Annotated in this window: 15 protein-coding genes; 10 read left to right on the plus strand and 5 right to left on the minus strand. The window is 65.6% G+C overall.

All coding sequences use genetic code 11. The annotated features are described in order from the left end of the window. The coding region (locus tag VJ811_RS03545) for a LacI family DNA-binding transcriptional regulator (protein ID WP_324070899.1) at positions 1 to 312 on the minus strand (312 nt) is incomplete at its 3' end. A gap of 170 nt (positions 313 to 482) precedes the next feature. Between VJ811_RS03545 and kduI the strand changes: the two genes are divergently transcribed. The 4 genes from kduI (at position 483) to VJ811_RS03565 (ending at position 4,869) form a co-directional block, all read left to right on the plus strand. After that, positions 483 to 1,325, plus strand: a complete 843-nt coding sequence (kduI, locus tag VJ811_RS03550; protein WP_324070900.1) for a 5-dehydro-4-deoxy-D-glucuronate isomerase — start codon at positions 483 to 485, stop codon at positions 1,323 to 1,325. Positions 1,326 to 1,442: 117 nt separating this feature from the next. Then, entirely contained in the window at positions 1,443 to 2,210 is a 768-nt protein-coding gene (gene kduD, locus VJ811_RS03555; RefSeq protein ID WP_324070901.1) for a 2-dehydro-3-deoxy-D-gluconate 5-dehydrogenase KduD, read from the plus strand. 132 nt (positions 2,211 to 2,342) lie between these two features. After that, entirely contained in the window at positions 2,343 to 3,356 is a 1,014-nt protein-coding gene (locus VJ811_RS03560) for a sugar kinase (RefSeq protein ID WP_324070902.1), read from the plus strand. Then, entirely contained in the window at positions 3,343 to 4,869 is a 1,527-nt protein-coding gene (locus VJ811_RS03565) for a carboxylesterase/lipase family protein (protein ID WP_324070903.1), read from the plus strand. Before VJ811_RS03560 ends, VJ811_RS03565 begins: the two co-directional genes overlap by 14 nt. Here VJ811_RS03565 and VJ811_RS03570 read toward each other — a convergent pair. The 3 genes from VJ811_RS03570 to VJ811_RS03580 are packed head-to-tail and all read right to left on the minus strand — an operon-like array spanning position 4,866 to position 7,611. Beyond that, entirely contained in the window at positions 4,866 to 5,837 is a 972-nt protein-coding gene (locus VJ811_RS03570; RefSeq protein WP_324070904.1) for an alpha/beta hydrolase, read from the minus strand. The two genes, VJ811_RS03565 and VJ811_RS03570, sit on opposite strands and share 4 nt — an antisense overlap. Beyond that, entirely contained in the window at positions 5,834 to 6,235 is a 402-nt protein-coding gene (locus VJ811_RS03575) for a cupin domain-containing protein (protein ID WP_324070921.1), read from the minus strand. The genes VJ811_RS03570 and VJ811_RS03575 overlap by 4 nt, the downstream gene beginning before the upstream one ends. Positions 6,236 to 6,237: 2 nt before the next feature. Continuing rightward, positions 6,238 to 7,611 (minus strand): pectate lyase, encoded by a 1,374-nt coding sequence (locus tag VJ811_RS03580; RefSeq protein WP_324070905.1) that lies wholly within the window; start codon positions 7,609 to 7,611, stop codon positions 6,238 to 6,240. A gap of 259 nt (positions 7,612 to 7,870) precedes the next feature. Between VJ811_RS03580 and VJ811_RS03585 the strand changes: the two genes are divergently transcribed. Both VJ811_RS03585 and VJ811_RS03590 read left to right on the plus strand, forming a co-directional pair. Next, positions 7,871 to 10,732 (plus strand): TonB-dependent receptor, encoded by a 2,862-nt coding sequence (locus tag VJ811_RS03585; RefSeq protein WP_324070906.1) that lies wholly within the window; start codon positions 7,871 to 7,873, stop codon positions 10,730 to 10,732. 90 nt (positions 10,733 to 10,822) lie between these two features. Continuing rightward, positions 10,823 to 12,415 (plus strand): family 43 glycosylhydrolase, encoded by a 1,593-nt coding sequence (locus VJ811_RS03590; protein WP_414711911.1) that lies wholly within the window; start codon positions 10,823 to 10,825, stop codon positions 12,413 to 12,415. Positions 12,416 to 12,590: 175 nt separating this feature from the next. Here VJ811_RS03590 and VJ811_RS03595 read toward each other — a convergent pair whose 3' ends face one another. After that, positions 12,591 to 14,069 (minus strand): altronate dehydratase family protein, encoded by a 1,479-nt coding sequence (locus tag VJ811_RS03595; protein WP_324070922.1) that lies wholly within the window; start codon positions 14,067 to 14,069, stop codon positions 12,591 to 12,593. Between the two features lie 58 nt (positions 14,070 to 14,127). Between VJ811_RS03595 and VJ811_RS03600 the strand changes: the two genes are divergently transcribed. Genes VJ811_RS03600 through VJ811_RS03615 form a run of 4 tightly spaced genes read left to right on the plus strand, consistent with a single transcriptional unit; the run spans position 14,128 to position 18,991 of the window. Continuing rightward, positions 14,128 to 14,919 carry a 2-keto-4-pentenoate hydratase gene (locus tag VJ811_RS03600; protein WP_324070908.1) on the plus strand — a complete coding sequence of 264 codons (792 nt, stop codon included), beginning with the start codon at positions 14,128 to 14,130 and terminating at the stop codon, positions 14,917 to 14,919. Between the two features lie 22 nt (positions 14,920 to 14,941). Next, entirely contained in the window at positions 14,942 to 16,249 is a 1,308-nt protein-coding gene (locus VJ811_RS03605) for an MFS transporter (protein WP_324070909.1), read from the plus strand. A 4-nt stretch (positions 16,250 to 16,253) separates the two neighbouring features. Continuing rightward, complete coding sequence (uxaC, locus tag VJ811_RS03610; protein WP_324070910.1) at positions 16,254 to 17,666, plus strand: glucuronate isomerase; 1,413 nt, start codon at positions 16,254 to 16,256, stop codon at positions 17,664 to 17,666. Next, positions 17,663 to 18,991 carry a mannitol dehydrogenase family protein gene (locus tag VJ811_RS03615; RefSeq protein ID WP_324070911.1) on the plus strand — a complete coding sequence of 443 codons (1,329 nt, stop codon included), beginning with the start codon at positions 17,663 to 17,665 and terminating at the stop codon, positions 18,989 to 18,991. Before uxaC ends, VJ811_RS03615 begins: the two co-directional genes overlap by 4 nt. Positions 18,992 to 19,058 lie beyond the last annotated feature (67 nt).

The following is a 19,058-nucleotide window of genomic DNA, read 5'->3' on the forward strand; positions in this document are numbered from 1 at the left end:
AAGCAAAGCGAGGTCGCTATCCTTGATCGCGTCGAGCACGCCGCGCTGGAAATTGAGCACCGTCTGCGCGTTCGGATTGTCGTGGAGCAAAGCGATCAGGAAGTTGCGGCGAAAAGCGAGCGCGCGCGCCTGCGGATTGGGCACGAAACCCAGCTGTTCGATCGCCTTTTCGACCGCGGCGCGCGTCTTGTCGGTCAGGAACTCGGAGCGGTTGATGACCCGGCTCACCGTCTTTTTCGAAACCCCCGCAAGCGCCGCGACGTCGTTGATCGTCGGTTGCTTGCCCCCCGGCCCCTTGTTCTGTGCCGCCATATTCGCTCTTTCCCCTGCAAGCCTCTGGCCCGGCTCGCGCTTGCGATGCTGATGGGCGCTCGAAATTGTAAAATCAACCGTCCGGCGGGAGCGTCAACGCCTCTTGACACCGGTTACCATCAAATCTAGCAAGGCAGCAAGCCAGAAATCTCGAGCGAGGATGCGATCCCATGTTTTCCAAGACCTATTACGCCACCCATCCCGTGATGATGGAGGAGGTGTCGAACGCCGAACTGCGCGATCGCTACCTGATCCAGAACCTGTTTCTTGAGGGCGAATGCGTCCTCAATTACACCCACGCCGACCGTTTCGTGATCGGCGGCGTCGCCGTCGGCTCGGCCCCGGTCAAGCTGCCCGCACAGAGCGAGCCGCCGTCGGCCGCGGGCCACCCGTTCCTCGAACGCCGCGAACTCGCGATCGTCAACGTCTCGTCGGTGGAAGGCACCGTCACCGTCGATGGCGAGAGCTTCACGCTCGGCAACAAGGATTGCCTCTATGTGACGATGGGCGCGAAGGACGTCGAATTCGCAGGGCAGGGCGCGCGCTATTATCTGGCGTCGTGCCCCGCGCACAAGGCGTTCACGACGCGCAAGCTCGGTATCGCCGACGCCAATGCGCTCGATCGCGGCAGCCTCGCCGAATCGAACGAGCGCACGATCTTCCAGCTCGTCATTCCGGGCGTCTGCGACAGCGCGCAGCTCGTCATGGGCCTCACCGTGCTCAAAGAAGGCAGTGTCTGGAACACGATGCCGCCGCACATCCACGAGCGCCGCAGCGAGATTTATTTCTATTTCGAACTCGACAATGTCGACACCGACCGCGTCATGCACTTCATGGGCGAGGGCGAGGCGACGCGCCACATCGTCATGCAGAATGAGGAAGCGGTGATTTCGCCGCCCTGGTCGATCCACATGGGCGCGGGCACGAAAGCCTATGCCTTCATCTGGGCGATGGCGGGCGAGAATCAGGACTATACCGACATGAACGTCCTCGACATCTGTCAGCTGAGCTAGAGCCGTCTTCGCCTCCTTCGTCATCCCGGACTTGATCCGGGATCCATTGGCGAGCGAGGCGCATCAAGTCATGGACCCCGGATCAAGTCCGGGGTGACGAAAGGATAAGACGGAACGATGATGATGTTCGACCTCACAGGAAAAGTCGCGCTCGTCACCGGCGCCAACACCGGCATCGGGCAGGGGATCGCGCTCGCGCTCGCCGAAGCCGGCGCCGATGTCGCCGCCGCGGGGCGCTCGCCCGCCGACGAGACCGTCGGCAAGGCGCGCGGACTGGGCCGCCGGGCTGAGAATTTCGCCGCCGACCTGTCGAGCGTCGGCGCGGTGCAGCCGCTCGTCGACGCGGTGCTCGCCGAATTCGGGCGCATCGATATTCTCGTCAACAATGCCGGGATTATCCGCCGCGCCGACGCGGTCGATTTCACCGAGGCCGACTGGGACGCGGTGATGGACACCAATTTGAAGACGCTCTTCTTCCTCTGCCAGAGCGTCGGGCGCCACATGATCGCGCGTATCGAGAAGGAGGGGGGGTCGGGCAAGATCATCAACATCGCGTCGATGCTCACCTTTCAGGGTGGCGTCCGCGTGCCGAGCTATACCGCATCGAAATCGGGGGTCGGCGGGCTCACCAAGCTGCTCGCGAACGAATGGGCGGCGAAGGGCGTACAGGTCAACGCGATCGCGCCGGGCTATATCGCGACGAACAACACCGCCGCGCTGCAAGGCGACGAGACGCGCAACCGCCAGATCATGGAGCGCATCCCCGCGGGCCGCTGGGGCGATCCCGCGGATATCGGCGGCGCCGCGGTCTTCCTCGCCTCATCGGCGTCGGATTATGTGCAGGGCCATATCCTCGCTGTCGACGGCGGCTGGCTCGCAAGATAACAAACGACCCCAAGGGCCGTTCGTGCTGAGCCTGTCGAAGCACCGTCCTGCCTTCCAGGTTGAAGAAAAGACCAGCCCCCTTCGGCGAAGCTCAGGACAGGCTTCGACAGGCTCAGGGCGAACGGAGTTGGGATGACGCAAGGCAAGCTTGTTTTTTTCGGCGAATTGCTGATTCGTCTGACCGCGCCGGGCAACGAGCTGCTGATGCAGTCGCCGTCGCTCGCGCTCCATGTCGGCGGCGCCGAGGCGAATGTCGCTATCGGCCTCGCGCACTTTGGCCACGACTGCACGATGGTCAGCCGGATCCCTTCGAATGCGCTGGGTCGCGGAGCCGTCGCGGCGGTTCGCGGCGCGGGCGTCGATTGTACCGCGGTCACCAGCGGCGCGGGACGCATGGGGCTCTATTTCCTCAGCGTCGGCGCTGGGCTGCGCGCGTCGGAGATCGTCTATGACCGCGCGGGGTCGAGCTTCGCGGCGACGGGGGCCGAGGATTATGATTTCGACCGCTTGCTCGCGGGCGCGGGCCTGCTCCACCTGTCGGGTATCACCCCCGCGCTCGGACCGTGCTCGGCCGAAGCGGCGCTGGCGGCGGCGCGCGCGGCGAAGCGACTCGGGGTGCCGGTCAGCTTCGACGGCAATTACCGCGCGATGCTGTGGGAGGCGTGGGACAGCGATCCGCGCACGATCCTTTCCGAACTGATCGGCACCGCCGACATCCTGTTCGGCAATCACCGCGACCTCTCGCTCGTGCTCGGCCAAGAGTTCAGCGGCGAGGGCGAGGGCCGGCGGCGCGAAGCCGCCGAAGCGGGGTTTGCCGCCTTCCCAAACCTCAAGCTGATCGCATCGACCGCGCGCCATACGGCGACCGCCGACCATCACCGCATCGCAGCGCGCGTCGATCTTCGCGACAATGGCTATCAGACCCCCGAGATCGACGTCACGGGTATCGTCGACCGCATCGGCGCGGGCGATGCCTTTGCCGCGGGCGTGCTCCATGCGCATCTGTCGGGCGGCGACGCCCGTGCGATGGCGGAAAGCGGCCTCGCGCTCACCTGCCTCAAACATTCGCTGCCCGGCGACGCGAGCCGCTTCGGGCAGGCCGATATCGACGCGTTTCACGGTGGCGGGCTGGATGTCCGGCGCTGATATGCTCGGTCGCCGGGCGCTTCTGGCAACGGCCAGCAGCGCGCTTCTGCTTCCAACGCTTGCGCGCGCCGAGGCTTTCACGCCGGTCCATCCTATCGGCGGGGTCGATGCGCCCGACGGCCCCTATCGTTCGGGCACAAGTCGCAGTTTTGGCGACGGCCAATCCTGGGCTTTCACGGGTATCCGTTATGGGCGCGCCGAGCGTTTTCGGGCGCCGGTTGCTGTAATGAAGGCCGAGCAACTGCGGGGCGACGTTTTTGGTCCCGCCTGCCCGCAGAGCGGTAACCGCTACCAGCCGCAAGACGAGGACTGCCTCTTCCTCAACGTCTGGACGCCCGATCCGCAGCCCACCCGCAAAAAGCCGGTGATGGTCTATTTTCACGGCGGCGCCTATTCGACGGGCAGCGTTACCGACCCCGTCAACGACGGCGCAAAGTTCGCGGCGCGGGGTGATGTCATTGTGGTTACGGTCAACCACCGGCTCAACGCGCTTGGCTATCTCTATCTCGCCGGGCTCGATCCGCGTTTTCCCGATAGCGGGAATGCGGGGCAGCTCGACCTGATCGTCGCGCTCAAATGGGTCCAGCGCAATATCGCGGCGTTCGGCGGCGATCCCGGCAACGTCACCGTTTTTGGCCAGTCGGGCGGCGGCGCGAAGATCGCGACCTTGATGGCGATGCCCGAAGCCAAGGGCTTGTTCCACAAAGCGATCACGATGAGCGGGCAACAGGTCACCGCCTCAGGCCCGCTCAACGCGACCAAACGCGCGCAGGCGTTTCTGGGCAAGCTGGGGCAGGGCGTCGATCCCGCGACCGCGCCGGTCGAGCGGCTCGTCGCCGCGCTGTCGGCGACCGACCCGATCCTCGGCGGCGGCGTCTATATGGGTCCGGTGCTCGACATGAAGCATCTGACGCGCCACCCCTTCTGGCCCGACGCCGCGCCGCAGTCGCTCGGCATCCCCATGATGCTCGGCAACACGGTGATGGAAACGCGCGCCTTCTATGCGCCCGATGGCAAGCAACTTGCCGGGCTGAATTTCGATAACCTCGCCCAGCGTATCGCACCCGAGATGCGCATCGATATCGAACCATCGTGGGTCGTCGGCCAGTTCCGCGCGCGCTATCCGAAGGCGGCGCCGCTCGACCTCTTCCACCGCATCGTCACCGCCGCGCGCAGCTGGCGCGGGCAGGTCGAGGAAGCCGAGGCGCGCGCGCGCGCCGGGCATCCGGGGTTCGTCTATCAGCTCGATTTCGGACAAGCGAAACATGCCGACGATATCGCGCTCGGCTTCGGCACGATCCCCGATCCGGCTCCCGCGCAGCAGGCGATGAGCGACCGCGTGATGGACGCCTTCGTCCGTTTTGCCCGCACGGGCGATCCGGGCTGGCCGGCCTATGATCTCGATAAACGGCGGACGATGATCTTCGATACGACAAGCCGCGTCGAGGGTGATCCGCGCAAGTGGGAGCGCGAATTGTTCGCGCGGGTGCCGTACATTCAGCCGGGCAGCTAGACGATCTTGTGCGAGGCGAGCCAGCTCCACAGCAGCTCGGGCCAGATCGCCACGGGCAGCCCCGCCGCCTTCATCAGCCCGAAGCCATGCTCGCCGCGCTCGAAGAAATGCGCCTCGACCGGCGCACCGATACCGCGCGTGGCTTCACGCAGCCGCACGCTGTTCTCGGCCTTCACGACACTGTCGTCCTCGGCGTGGAGCAACCACAGCGGCGGCTGGTCGGCGCGGACATTGCGCTCGGGCGAATAGAGCTTCTCGCGCGCGGCGTCGGGGTTGGCGCCGATCAATTTCTCGCGGCTTACCGCATGCGCGATCACCGGGTCCATCGATACGACGGGATAGATGGCCGCGAGCGCATCGGGCCGCGCCGATAGCGCGTCGGCCGCATCGACCGGCGCATAAACCCGGGCGTCGAAGCGCGTGAGCAGGCTCGTCGCGACCTGCCCGCCCGCCGAAAAGCCGCCGAAGGCGACGCGCGCCGGATCGATGCCGTCGGTCTTCGCGCGGCTGCGCACCAGCCGCACCGCGCGCTGCGCATCGGCGAGCGGGACGTCGGCGCCGTTCGTCCAGCCGTCGCCGGGCAGGCGATAGAAGAGGACATAGACGGTGACGCCGCGCTCCCTCAGCCAGCGCGCGAGCTCATAGCCCTCCTTGTCGACCACGACGTAGCGATAGCCGCCGCCGGGCGCGAGGATCACCGCCGCGCCGTTGGGCCTGGCGGGACGGAAGATGTCGAGTCGCGGACGCGTGATGCCTTGCAGCATCCGATCGCTCGCATTCGGATCGTCGCTGCGCTGGACGACCGCTTCGACAAGCCCCGCTGGGGGGCGGATATGGTCCGCAGGCCAGAGCGCGATGCTCGCATCGGGTGCCAAGCCCGCCGGCCGCGTCCACGCCGCCTGCGCCGCCGCGGTCGCGAAAGGCAGCGCGAGGCCGGCCGTCAGCAGCGCGCGGCGGTCGAACGTCATTCGCTTGCCGCCTTGTTCGGATAGGCGATGATCAGCACCAGCGGTTCGCTTCCGGTCTGGCGAATACCGACCTTCGCTCCCTTGTAGAGCCACGCCGCGGTTCCGGCCCTCAGTTCCTTCTCCTCGCCGTCCGAATGGACGACCCCGGTGCCCGAGAGGACGTAATAGATTTCATCATGGTCGATCGGATGCACGCCGATCGCCGCGCCGACGTGCAGTGCGCGCTTGCGGAACTCGAAGCTGCGCGGCGCGGGGACCGCGTCGCTGATCCGGTACGCTGTCGACAGGCCGATCGCGCCGTGCGGCGGGGCCTCTTCGCGCACCGTCGCCGTTTCGTCGATCACGACCATCGCGGGCGCGACGCCACCCGCGAGCAGGAGGGCGAGAAGCGCGTTCATCATCAATTCGCCGTCCGCGAGGCGCGGTCGCGCGCCGACAGATGTTCCTGCGGCAGCGGGGCGGTCTGGCCCGGATAGCGGCCCGATTTCGGCTCCATCGTCGCAAGGTCCCACTCGGCCGCGACAAAGGGCGCGCGCACCTCCTTGACCTGGGGATAGCCGCTCACCTCCTTCTCGTCGTCGATCACGTCGCCGCGCCCTTCGGCGACGAAGAAGAGCACGCGGATCTCTTCGGCGTCGCGCGCCCAGGGCCGCGCGCCGGCGGTCGCGAGTACCGAGGTTTCGACGTCGCGCACCGGCAGGATATTGTAACCGCCGACCGTCGCGAGCGGCGCCTTGGCGCGGATCAGCTTTGCCTGCGTCTCGCCATAGCGCCCGAATTCGGGAAGCGGCTGGCCGTGGCGGTCGACCGCCAGATTGTCCTTGCCATAATATTCGAGGTCGCCGTCGCCGCCGAGCATCAGGAAGGGCAGGCCCGCGTCGGTGTCGTTGCCGCCGCGCATCACATTGCCGACCGCGGTGATCTGACCCGTCGCATACTCATGCCCGACCCATTCGAGGTTCATCAGGTTGTAATGCACCGCGCGGTGCTGCGGATTATAGATCAGGTTGTTGATCATCAGCGCCTGCCCGCCGCCCTTGATCAGCGGGTTGCGCTCGACATTATGCGCCCAGACGTTGCGATAGAAAACGATGCCCGTCGCATTGTCGTGGATCAGCGATCCCTTGCTATGCTCGCCCTTCGGGTGGCTCGCGTCGGCAAGTCCTTCGGCGGCGAGATTGTTCGAGAAGGTGATGTTGTGGCTGGTGCCCCTCCGCCACTCGTCGACGCTGTTGCCGGTGAAGCGCGGCCCCGACGCCGACATATTTTCGTCGATGCCCCACATCAAAGTGCAATGATCGACGATGACATTATGCGCCGCGACGGTCGAAAAGGTATCGGCTTCCCAGCCGCTGCGCTTCGGCTGGCCGTCGACGCCGGTGTAGACACGCAAATGGCGCATCACGACGTCGTGCGTTTTCACGTCGATCCCGGTGCGGATGAGCGTGATGCCGGGTCCGGGCGCGGTCTGTCCGGCGATCGTCAGGAACGGATGTTTGATCTCGATCGTGCTGCGCCCCATGTCGATCACGCCGCCGACCTCGAACACGATGATGCGCGGCCCCGGCGTCTCGATCGCCGCCTTCAGCGACCCCGGGCCATCGGGGGCGAGCGTGGTCACGCGCAATATCTGCCCGCCGCGTCCACCCGGAGTCTGCGCCGCCGGACCGACCGCGCCGGGGAAGGCGAGCGGCGCCGCGCCGGCGGCCATCGCCGAACCCGATGACAGGCTAAGGGCCAGAAAAAGCGCAGTTATCCAGGGCTTTTTGGGCATCCCGTCTCTCCTCATCATTGGGGTATTGACATGTTCGTCGCAATCCGCGATCTTTCTGACACCGGTTACCCCAATCGGTCAACGAGAAAATATTTCTAAGGGAGAGGTCTGATCCGGTTCGCCGCGCATGGCGGCGGCCTATTCGTCGCTCTTCTGCAAAATCGGGGACAAGGCGGTCGGCCGTATTGCTTTGTCCGGCAAAGTAACCGGTGTCATTTCTTGCGCGAGCGGGGGCAACGGGGCACAAGGGAGGATGATAATGGCTATTCATGCAATCCGGGGCACAGGGGCTTTGACCAGACTCGCATGCGGCGCATCGCTGGCTGCGCTGGCGGTCTCGCCGGCTTATGCGCAGGGGACCGATGACGCGGCGGCGGGCAACGACGAGATCGTCGTGACCGGCTTCCGCGCCTCGCTCGACAAGGCGCTCGATGTGAAGCGCGATGCGATCGGCGCGGTCGATGCCATTGTCGCGGAGGATATCGCCAAATTCCCTGACCAGAATCTTGCCGAATCCTTGCAGCGCATTCCGGGCATCTCGATCGTCCGTGATGGCGGCGAAGGGCGCGCAATCACGGTGCGCGGCCTGTCGTCACAGTTCACGCGCGTGCGCGTCAACGGGCTGGAGACGGTTGCGACTTCGACCGACGGCGCTTCGTCCAACCGCGACCGTGCTTTCGACTTCAACGTTTTTGCGTCCGAACTGTTCAGCAGCCTCGTCGTCCACAAGACCGCCGAGGCATCGCTCGACGAAGGATCGCTCGGCGCGGTCGTCGACCTCAACACGGGCAATCCGCTCGGCGGCAAGCCGGGCCTTCACGGCGCCCTGTCGCTCGTCGGTTCCTACAACACGCTGTCGAAGGATCTGGGGCCGCGCGTCGCCGGGCTGCTGAGCTGGACCAACGACGCCGGGACCTTCGGCGCCTCGATTTCGGCGGCCTATTCGCAGAACAAGGTGCTCGAGCTCGGCAACAACAGCGTTCGCTGGGCGCAGGCACGGTTCGATTCGGTCGACGGCGCAGCTTGCTGGACAACCACGGCCAACAGCGGCGTCGCTGCTCCAAATCGGGGCGGCGTTTATACTATCGGCCGCGTTGCCGCGTGCGACGAAGCCGCGCTGGCATTCCACCCGCGCATCCCGCGCTATGGCGAAGTGAGCCACGACCGCGAGCGCCTTGGCCTGACCGGATCGGTCCAGTTCGCGCCGACCGATGCGACCAAAATTTCGATCGACGGGCTCTATTCGCGGTTCAAGGAGGATCGCGAAGAGCAGTGGGGCGAAGTCCTGCTGCGGTCGAACGAGCGTTCGATCGACGTCGTCGACCCGGTCTATGATTCGAATGGCAACATGGTCTCGGCGACGCTCAACGATGCCTGGGTGCGGACCGAGCATTATTTGCGCAAGAGCCAGACCGAATTCTATCAGGTCGGCGCGACCTGGGATCAGGATCTGAGCGACAGCTTTCGCTTCACCCTGCTGGGCGGGCTGTCGAAGTCCGACGCGGACATTCCCGTGGAAACGACGATCATCTTCGACGATCGCGACGCGCAGGGCTATTCGTTCGACTATAGCGACATGAAGCATCCGAAGCTCGTCTTCGGCACCAGCGTGACCGATCCGGCGAATTTCCAGCTCGCCGAAATCCGCGATCGTCCGTCGAGCGTCGTCAACAAGTTCAAGACGGCGCAGTTGCGCACCGAATGGGACGTGACCGATGGCTTCACGGTAAAGGCCGGCGCGGTATGGCGCCGCTTCGATTTCGACACCGTCGCCTTCACCCGCGACACGGCCGTGTGCGGCAATGGTGGCGTCGATCTCGTGCTCGGGACGCTGACCTGCTCGGCCTCGACGGTTTTTGGGCCGACCGCCGTTTACGGCTTCCCGGTGACATCGGAGCTGTCGCAGCTGTTCGAGCTCGGCAATGCCGGCCAGCCATCGGGTAACACCAACGCATGGCTGGTCCCCGATCTCGACGCGACGACCGCCTTCACCGGCCTCTACGACCGCACCCCGGCGGTCGATGCGGGCAACACGCGCGGCGTGCGCGAAACGACCAAGGGCGGCTATGTGCAGTTCGATGCCAAAGGCAGCCTCCTCGGCCTCGACTATGCGCTCAACGCCGGTATGCGCTATGTGAAGACCGAGCAGTCCTCTTATGGATTGGTCAGCGGCGTGACCAACACCGTCACGCGCAGCTACGACGACTGGCTGCCCTCGGCCAATCTCGCGCTCTATCCGGCGGAGGATGTCATCATTCGCGCCGCCGTTGCCGATGTGATGACCCGGCCGTCGCTGGGCTCGCTGACGCCGGGCGGGAGCGCCGACGGCTTCAACTATCGCGTGACAACGGGCAATCCGTTCCTGAATCCCTATCGCGCGACCAATTACGACCTCGCGGTCGAATGGTATTTCGCGCCGCAGGCACTGCTGTCGGCCGCCTTCTTCAAGAAGGATGTTCACACCTTCACCACCTCGGCGGCGATCACCGGCCTGACGTTCGCCGAAACCGGCGCGCCGGTTTCGGCGCTCAGCCCGTCGTCGCCCGCCGCGCTCAATCCGGGGCAGCTGCTCGAACCGCGCTGGACGCTTTCGACCACGGTCAACGGTTCGGGCGCGACGCTGAAGGGAGTCGAGCTGGCGCTGCAATTGCCGTTCAAGGTCTTCGCCGGTGGGATTTTCGGCAATTTCGGTCTGCTCGCGAATGCGACCTTCATCGATTCGGATGCCGACTTCAACCTGCAGGGGCCGGCGATCGTGCCGGGCGGTGCATTGCAGAACACGACCGTCACGAACACATTGGCGAACGTGTCGAAGCGCGCCTATAACGCCACCCTCTATTATGATGACGGCGCGCTCAGCGCCCGCGTGATGGCCAGCTATCGCAGCCGCTATCATGAAGGGGCGAGCGGAACGGGCAATCTGCTCGAAGGCTATGGCGCGACGTGGAACCTCGATGCGTCGCTTCGCTACAAGTTGACCGAGCAGGTCGAGCTGCTGGTCGAGGGGAATAATCTGCTCGACACCTATCGCTATCGGTTCACCGATTTCGATGCGAACCGCAACTATGAGAACAACCATTTCGGCCGCACCATATTGTTCGGTGCGCGCCTGAAGATCTGATCCACTGGGGGGCACTCCCGCAAAGCCCGGCCTTCGCATGCGGTGGCCGGGCTTTTTTTCGAGGAAACGGCCGTGACCGATCGCCGCGACATGCTCAAACTGGCCGGGGCTGGCCTTTTCGCCGGCGGATTGTCGCCGCTGCCCGCGCGCGCGGCCGATGCGCCGGACTGCCGAAACGCGCGTGCGGCGCCGCGCTGGGGCCATGGCCCCGACGGTCAGCGCAAGGCCGATCTCGGCGACGGGCGCTTCCTCAACCCGATCATGGCGGGCGACCATCCCGATCCCTCGATCCTGAAGGACGGCGCCGATTATTACATGACCTTCTCGACCTTTGACTCCTATCCGGGGCTGGTCATCTGGCATTCGCGCGATCTGGTGAACTGGCGTCCGATCGGGCCCGCGCTCCACAAGAATATCGGCTCGGTCTGGGCGCCCGAGCTGTGCAAGCACAAGGGCCGCTATTATCTCTACATCCCCACGAAAGGCCCGAATACCAGCTGGGTGATCTGGGCCGACCGGATCGAGGGGCCATGGAGTGAGCCCGTCGACCTTGGCCTGCCCAATCATATCGACCCCGGCCATGCGGTCGGCGAGGACGGGTCGCGCTGGCTGTTCCTGTCGGGCGGCGACCGCGTGCGCCTGTCCGACGACGGCCTGTCGCGCGTCGGCGAACCCGAGCATGTCTATGATCCGTGGCGCTATCCCGCCGACTGGGTGGTCGAAGGCTTCGCGCCCGAGGGGCCGAAGATCACGCGGCGCGGCGATTATTATTACATGATCACCGCGGTCGGCGGCACCGCGGGGCCGCCGACCGGCCATATGGTCATCGCGGCGCGCTCGAAATCGATCCACGGGCCGTGGGAGAACTGCCCCGCGAACCCGCTCGTCCGCACCACATCGGCGGCCGAAAAATGGTGGTCGCGCGGCCATGCGACGCTGGTCGAAGGGCCGGCGGGCGACTGGTGGAGCGTCTATCACGGTTTCGAGAATGGCTATTGGACATTGGGGCGGCAGGCTTTGCTCGACCCGATCGAATGGACCGATGACGGCTGGTTCCGCATGAAGGGCGGCGACCTGTCGCGGCCGATCGCCAAGCCGCAGGGCGGCACGATCGCGGGACCGCACGGCATGGCGCTGTCCGACGATTTCACCGCGCTCGCGCTCGGCGCGAAATGGAATTTCTTCAAGCCCGCCGCCGACGAACGCAGCCGCGCGCGCGTCGACAATGGTGCGCTGCACCTCGCGGCGCGCGGCAAAGCGCCGGTCGACTCTTCACCGCTGCTGCTGATCGCGGGCGACCAGGCGTATCGATTCGAATGCGATATCGAGATCGCGCCCGGCGGCACCGCGGGGCTGATCCTTTTCTATGACGAGAAACTCTATTGTGGGCTCGGCTTCGACGGTGAGCGTTTCGTCACGCACCAATATGGCATCGAACGCGCGCGCCCTGCCAATCCGCACGGCCGGGCGATGCGCATGCGCGTCACCAACAATCGCCATATCGTCACCTATGACACCAGCGGCGACGGCGGGAAGACCTGGACGCGCTTCGATCGCGGTATGGAGGTCTCGGGCTATCACCATAATGTGCGCGGGGGCTTCCTGATGCTGCGCCCCGGCCTTTATTCGGCGGGCGAGGGCGAGGCGCGCTTTAGCAACTTTCGTTTTGAGGCGTTGGGATAGCGAAAATCGTTTCGCGCAAAGACACAAAGAAAGCGCGCAAGGTTTCGAAGTCTCTTGGCGCCGCAGGCGATCTTTAAAGGCGCTTCGCGCGACCGGGAGACGGGCGCCGATCCTTGGCGCCTTCCTCTTCGAGTCTTTGCGTCTTTGCGCGAAACCTTTACCCACGCGGCGGCGCCTAAAGCGTGACGCCCGATTTCCAGATCGCGATATCGCGTTCCTCGTTTTTCTCGGCGCGCGTTGCGGCGCCCGACGCGGTGGCGGCGATCAGGTCGAGCAGCGCGTCCGCCGCGCTATCGAATCCCGTATCGAGCACCGTCCCCGCATCGAAGTCGATCCATCCCGCCTTGCGCTGGGCCAGCGCGCTGTTCGACGCGATCTTCAGCGTCGGCGCCGGAAAGCCGAGCGGGGTGCCGCGGCCGGTGGTGAACAGGATGATCGTCGCGCCCGCCGCGGTCAGCGCGGTCGACGAGACCGCGTCATTGCCCGGCGCCTCGAGCAAGGTGAGCCCCGGCAGCGTCGCTTCGCCGCCGTAACGCCGGACATCGACGACGGGCACCTTGCCGCCCTTCTGCACCGCGCCGAGCGACTTTTCCTCGAGCGTCGTGATCCCGCCCGCGATATTGCCGGGCGACGGATTCTCGCTCACGGGTTCGCCGTTGCGGATGAAATAGTCCTTGAAGTCGCGGACCAGCGCGACCGTCTCGTCGAACACCGCGCGCGATACCGCGCGGTCCATCAATATCTGCTCGGCCCCGAAAATCTCGGGGATTTCGGTCAGCACCACCTTGCCGCCCGCCGCCGCGACGGCATCGGCCATACGCCCCACAAGCGGATTGGCAGTCAGCCCCGACAGCCCGTCGGACCCGCCGCACTTCACTCCCAGCACCAGCCGCGACAGCGGCACATCGCGGCGCGGCGTATCGGCGCAGCCCGCGACCAGCTCGTCGACCAGCGCGAGGCACGCCGCCTCGTCATCCTCGACCGCCTGCGCCGACAGCGTGCGGATATGCGCGCGGCGTTCGGCCGGGATCAAGTCGATCAGCGCGCCGAGCTGGTTGCTCTCGCATCCCAGCCCGACGATCAGCACTCCGCCGGCATTGGGATGTTGCGCGAGCGCCGCGAGCAACGCCCGCGTATGGCCAAGATCGTCGCCAAGCTGCGAACAGCCGAACGGGTGCTTGAATGCGTGGATTCCCTCGACGCGCCCGGCATGGCGTTCGCCCGCGATCCGCGCGACGCGCGCCGCGAGATTGCCGACGCAACCGACCGTCGGCAGGATCCAGATCTCGTTGCGCGTCCCGACGCGGCCATCGCGACGGACATAGCCGGAAAAGGTCCGCGCGGATGCGGCGGGGGCGGTGCGGTTGGGGGCCGGCGTGTAGGAATAATCGCCGTCGCTGCCGAGCGCGGTCGCCAGATTGTGGCTGTGGACATGCTCGCCGGGCGCGATGTTGGCGGTCGCGGTGCCGATCGCAAAGCCATATTTGATCACATCGCCGCCGCGCGCGATCGGCGCGAGCGCGACCTTGTGCCCGCGTCCTACCGCGACGGCGGCGCGAATATCGCGATCGGCGAACAGCGCCTCGCCGAGCGCGATATCCGCGATCGCCGTCGCGACATTATCCGCCTCATGGACGCGGAGCGCGCCGCGCATCGGATATTCGCTTGCCTTTGACACCGGTGTCTCTTACACCGCTTCGCGGAAGAGGGAAATGAGAAAGATGCTGGCGACAAGCGATCAACAGAATGTGGCGCGTGCCCTAATCGACGCACGCGCGGGAAAGACACCGCTTACCGTCTATCCCGGCGCGATGCCGCAGACGATGGTTGAGGCCTATGCGATCCAGGACAGCGCGATCGCGCTCGACGGCCGGCGCATCGGCGGATGGAAAGTCGGGCGAATCGCCGCCGAGCTTGTTGATCGCTATGGCGGCAACCGTCTGACCGGCCCGATCTTTACCGACGAAATCTTCGATGGCGCCGCCGCGCCGGCGATGCCCGTCTATGCCGACGGCTTCGCCGCCGCCGAGGCCGAGGTGCTGCTCTGCTTCGGCGAGGTCGGCAGTCGCGCCTATGACATCGACAGCGTGCGCGCCTGTATCGCCGACGTGCGCGCGGGCATCGAGATCGCGAGCTCGCCTTTTCCCGAGATCAATCGTCACGGCCCCGCGGTCACCGCGTCGGACTATGGCAACAACAAGGGGCTGATCCTCGGCCCGTCGATCGCGGATTGGCAGAACGCCGATCTTATCCGCATGCCGGTCGAAATGGCGATCGACGGCGAAACGGTCGGCGCGGCGACGATGGCGACCATGCTCGACGGCCCGTTCGGATCGGCGCTGTTCCTGATCGACATATTGCGCGCGCGCGGCATCGCCATTCCACCCGGGACCTGGGTGTCCGCGGGTGCGATCACCGGTATTCATGAAATCAGGCCCGGCCAGCGCGCCGAAGCGCTGTTCGACGGAAAAATCCGCGTCGGCTGCTCGATCAAAAGCTACTAAAGCAACATAACGGGAGAGGTTTATGGCACAGGCATTCGCGGACGGAGGTGCGGCGGCGCCGGTGCCAAGGTCCGGCCGCTACCGCTGGCTGATCGTCGGGGTGCTGTTCGCCGCAACGACGGTCAATTATATCGATCGCACCATGCTCGGCCTGCTCGCGCCGACGCTCGGCACCGAGCTTGAGTGGAGCGAGAATGACTATGGCAACATCGTCACCGCCTTCCAGGCCGCCTATGCGCTCGGCTTCCTGGCTATGGGCTGGCTGATCGACCGTTTCGGCCCGAAGGTCGGTTATGCGATCGCGATCAGTATCTGGACCGTCGGCCATGTCGCGCACGGCTTCGCCTCCTCGGTCGTCTCCTTCATGATGGCGCGCGTCATCCTCGGCGTCGGCGAAGCGGGGCATTTCCCGTCGGTCGTCCGCGCATCGAGCGAATGGTTCCCGCAAAAGGAACGCTCCTACGCGATCGGCTGGGTCAACAGCGCGACGACGATCGGCGTCATCCTGACTGCGCCGATGATCTGGCTGTTCATGGTCTGGATGGGCTTCGACTGGCGCCAGACCTTCATCTACACCGGCGCCTTCGGTGTCATCCTGCTGCTGCTCTGGCTCTGGCTCTACAGCAACCCGCGCGAGAGCGGGAAGGTCTCGGGCGCCGAGCTCGCGTGGATCGAACATGACCCGCCCGAGCAGGTCGAGCGCCTCGGCTGGGGCGCGATCGTCACCAAGCGCGAGGCCTGGGCCTATGCCACCGGCAAGTTCCTCACCGATCCGGTCTGGTTCCTGATGCTGTTCTGGCTGCCCAAATATTTCAGCACCACTTACAATGTCGATCTCAAGGTCGTGCTGCTGCCGATGATCATCATGTATCTTCTGTCCGACGCCGGCAGCATCCTCGGCGGCTGGGTGTCGTCGAAGCTGATCCAGACCGGCCACAGCGTCAATTTCGCACGCAAGGCGACGATGCTCGGCGCGGGCTGTTGCGTGTTGCCTTTGCTGTTCGTCTCAGGGCTCGAAAATATGTGGGTTGCGGTCGTGCTGATCGGCATCGCGCTCGCCGGCCACCAGGCCTTTTCGTCGACGATCCTGTCGATCCCGCCCGATATGTTCCCCAAACGCGCGGTCGGTTCGGTGATCGGTCTTGGCGGCTTCGCGGGCGGGGTGGGCGGCATGATCATGGCGAAGTCGACGGGGCTGGTGCTTGACGCGACAAACGGCAATTACACCCTCATCTTCGCCGCGTGCACGACCGTCTATTTCCTCGCCGTGCTGGCGATCCATCTCCTCAGCCCGCGCCTCGCGCCAGTCACCGTGGAAAGCAAAGCCTGATCCCATGCCGCGTCCGCTGGCTCTCTCCCCCGACCGCCTCTTTCCCTCCGATCCGGCGCAGCGCGACATCGCGCGCCGGCTCTACAAGGAAGTGGCGGGCCTGCCGATCATCAGCCCGCACGGACATACCGACCCCCGCTGGTTCGCGGGCAACGCGCCCTTCGGCAATGCAGCGGAGCTATTGCTGCATCCCGACCATTATGCGTTCCGGATGCTCTATTCGCAGGGCATTTCGCTCGATGCGTTAGGGATCCGTAACAGGGCTGCCGACCCGCGCGAAAGTTGGCGGCTGTTCGCCCAGAATTATCATCTTTTCCGCGGCACGCCGACGCGGATGTGGATGGACTGGGTGTTCGCCGAAGCGTTCGGGTTCGACGTGCAATTCGCGGGCGAGACGTCGGACCTCTATTACGACCGCATCACCGAGGCGCTGGCAACCGATGCCTTCCGCCCGCGCGCCTTGTTCGACCGGTTCGGGATCGAGGTGATCGCGACGACCGAAAGCCCGATCGACACGCTCGAACATCATGCCGCGATCCGCGCCGCCAACGCCAGCGGCGAATGGGGCGGGCGCGTCATCACCGCCTATCGCCCCGACCCCGTCGTCGATCCCGAGTTCGAGGGGTTCCGCGACAATTTGGGGCGCTTCTCGGAGCTGAGTGGTGAGGATGCCTTCTCTTACGCCGGCTATCTCGCCGCGCACCGCAACCGCCGCGCCTTCTTCGCCGAGATGGGCGCGACCTCGACCGATCACGGCCATCCGACCGCCGCGACCGCCGACCTGTCGGAGACGCAAGCCGAGGCGCTGTTCGCACGCGTCACCGGGGACAGCGTGAGCGCCGCCGATGCCGAGCTGTTCCGCGCGCATATGCTGACGGTGATGGCGGGGATGAGCCTCGACGACGGGCTCGTGATGCAGATCCATCCGGGCAGTTTCCGCAATCATAACCCGTGGCTGTTCACCCATTATGGCCGCGACAAGGGCGCCGATATCCCTATGAGCACCGACTATGTCCACGCGCTGCGCCCGCTGCTTGGGCGTTATGGTAATGAAGCCGCGCTGACGATCATCCTCTTCACATTGGACGAGACAAGCTATGCGCGCGAACTCGCGCCGCTTGCTGGCCATTATCCGGCGCTGAAGCTCGGCCCCGCCTGGTGGTTCCACGACAGCCCCGAAGGGATGCGGCGCTTTCGCAGCCACACGACCGAGACCGCGGGCTTCTATAATACGGTCGGCTTCAACGACGACACACGCGCCTTCCTGTCGATCCCCGCGCGTCACGACGTCGCGCGACGCATCGACTGCGGCTTCCTCGCTCAATTGGTGGCCGAACACCGGATGGAGGAATGGGAAGCGGCCGAACTTGCCGTCGACCTCAGCTACAATCTCGCCAAGGCGGCCTACAAGCTGTGAGGCTTTCGGCCCAAACGCCGCTTCCGCCGTCGGTGCAGGCGCCGGGCTACGACCGCGCCGCCCAAGCGGCAGGCATCGTCCATATCGGCATCGGCGCCTTTCACCGTGCGCATCAGGCGGTCTACACCGATGATGCGATGAATGCGGGCGACCGCGACTGGGGCATCATCGGCGTGTCGCTGCGCTCGGCCGACGTCGCGGCGCAGCTGAATCCGCAGAACGGGCTATACACCGTCAGCACGCGCAGCGCGGCCGGAAGCGAATTGCGGGTAATCGGTGCAGTGCAGAAAGTGCTCGTCGCGGGCGACGAACGCCAAGCGGTGATCGACGCCATCGCCGCGCCGACGACGCACATCGTCAGCCTCACGGTGACCGAGAAAGGCTATTTGCGCCGCGCCAACGGCTCGCTCGACCTCGCCGCGGCGGTCGGGAACCCAAGCCTCTATCGCTTCGTTGCCGCTGGCCTTGCCGCGCGCAAGGCGGCCGGGCTGCGCGGCGTCACTTTGCTCAGCTGCGACAATCTGGCGGACAACGGCGCGGTGCTGCGCGGGCTGATGCGCGATTATCTTGCCGCCTATCACCCCGACCTGTCGGCGTGGTTCGATAGCGAATGCACTTGCCCCGCGACGATGATCGACCGCATCGTCCCCGCGACGACCGAAGCCGACCGCGCTGCGGTCGAGGCCACTCTCGGCGCGCGCGACGAGGGCGCCGTCGTCACCGAAGGCTTCAGCCAATGGGTGGTCGAGGATGATTTCGCCGGCCCGCGCCCGCGCTGGGAGGCGGTCGGCGTCGAGCTGGTCGCCGACGTCGCGCCCTACGAAACCGCGAAACTGCGCATGCTCAACGGCGCGCATTCGGCGCTCGCCTATATCGGGCTTGGGTGCGGGCACGAGTTCGTCCATCAGGCGATTGCCGATCCCGACATCCGGCCAGTGATCGAACGACTGATGCGCGAAGAAGCGGCGCCGACGATCGACGCCGCGCCGGGACAGGACCTCACAGCGTACGCCGGGAACCTTCTCGACCGTTTCGCCAACCCCGCGCTGAACCACCGCCTGATCCAGATCGCGATGGATGGTAGCCAGAAAATCCCGCAACGCTGGCTCGAAACGTTGGCCTGGCATCAGGCGCGCGAGCAGCGCTGTCCGTCGCTCGAAGCCGCAATCGCGGCATGGGCCACCTTCCTGCGCAGCGACCATCCGATTGACGACCCGCTCGCCGACAAACTGCGCGAAGCGGCGGCCGGTCCGGATGCCATGGAACGCCTATTCGGCGACGGCGGCCTGATCGCCTCCGGCTGGCGGCCTGAAACTTCAGCCTAGTTCCGTCATCCCGGCGTAGGCCGGGACCTCATCCTCTCAATCTGACGCACCGGCGAGATCCCGGCCT

The organism is Sphingopyxis sp. (assembly GCF_035250425.1).
Lineage (GTDB): Bacteria > Pseudomonadota > Alphaproteobacteria > Sphingomonadales > Sphingomonadaceae > Sphingopyxis.

Excerpts from the sequence above, each read along its gene's own strand:
- kduI (WP_324070900.1), top strand. The coding sequence starts at position 483 with ATGTTTTCCAAGACCTATTACGCCACCCATCCCGTGATGATGGAGGAG.
- kduD (WP_324070901.1), top strand. The coding sequence starts at position 1,443 with ATGATGATGTTCGACCTCACAGGAAAAGTCGCGCTCGTCACCGGCGCC.
- VJ811_RS03560 (WP_324070902.1), top strand. The coding sequence starts at position 2,343 with ATGACGCAAGGCAAGCTTGTTTTTTTCGGCGAATTGCTGATTCGTCTG.
- VJ811_RS03565 (WP_324070903.1), top strand. The coding sequence starts at position 3,343 with ATGTCCGGCGCTGATATGCTCGGTCGCCGGGCGCTTCTGGCAACGGCC.
- VJ811_RS03570 (WP_324070904.1), bottom strand. The coding sequence starts at position 5,837 with ATGACGTTCGACCGCCGCGCGCTGCTGACGGCCGGCCTCGCGCTGCCT.
- VJ811_RS03575 (WP_324070921.1), bottom strand. The coding sequence starts at position 6,235 with ATGAACGCGCTTCTCGCCCTCCTGCTCGCGGGTGGCGTCGCGCCCGCG.
- VJ811_RS03580 (WP_324070905.1), bottom strand. The coding sequence starts at position 7,611 with ATGCCCAAAAAGCCCTGGATAACTGCGCTTTTTCTGGCCCTTAGCCTG.
- VJ811_RS03585 (WP_324070906.1), top strand. The coding sequence starts at position 7,871 with ATGGCTATTCATGCAATCCGGGGCACAGGGGCTTTGACCAGACTCGCA.
- VJ811_RS03590 (WP_414711911.1), top strand. The coding sequence starts at position 10,823 with ATGCTCAAACTGGCCGGGGCTGGCCTTTTCGCCGGCGGATTGTCGCCG.
- VJ811_RS03595 (WP_324070922.1), bottom strand. The coding sequence starts at position 14,069 with ATGCGCGGCGCGCTCCGCGTCCATGAGGCGGATAATGTCGCGACGGCG.
- VJ811_RS03600 (WP_324070908.1), top strand. The coding sequence starts at position 14,128 with ATGAGAAAGATGCTGGCGACAAGCGATCAACAGAATGTGGCGCGTGCC.
- VJ811_RS03605 (WP_324070909.1), top strand. The coding sequence starts at position 14,942 with ATGGCACAGGCATTCGCGGACGGAGGTGCGGCGGCGCCGGTGCCAAGG.
- uxaC (WP_324070910.1), top strand. The coding sequence starts at position 16,254 with ATGCCGCGTCCGCTGGCTCTCTCCCCCGACCGCCTCTTTCCCTCCGAT.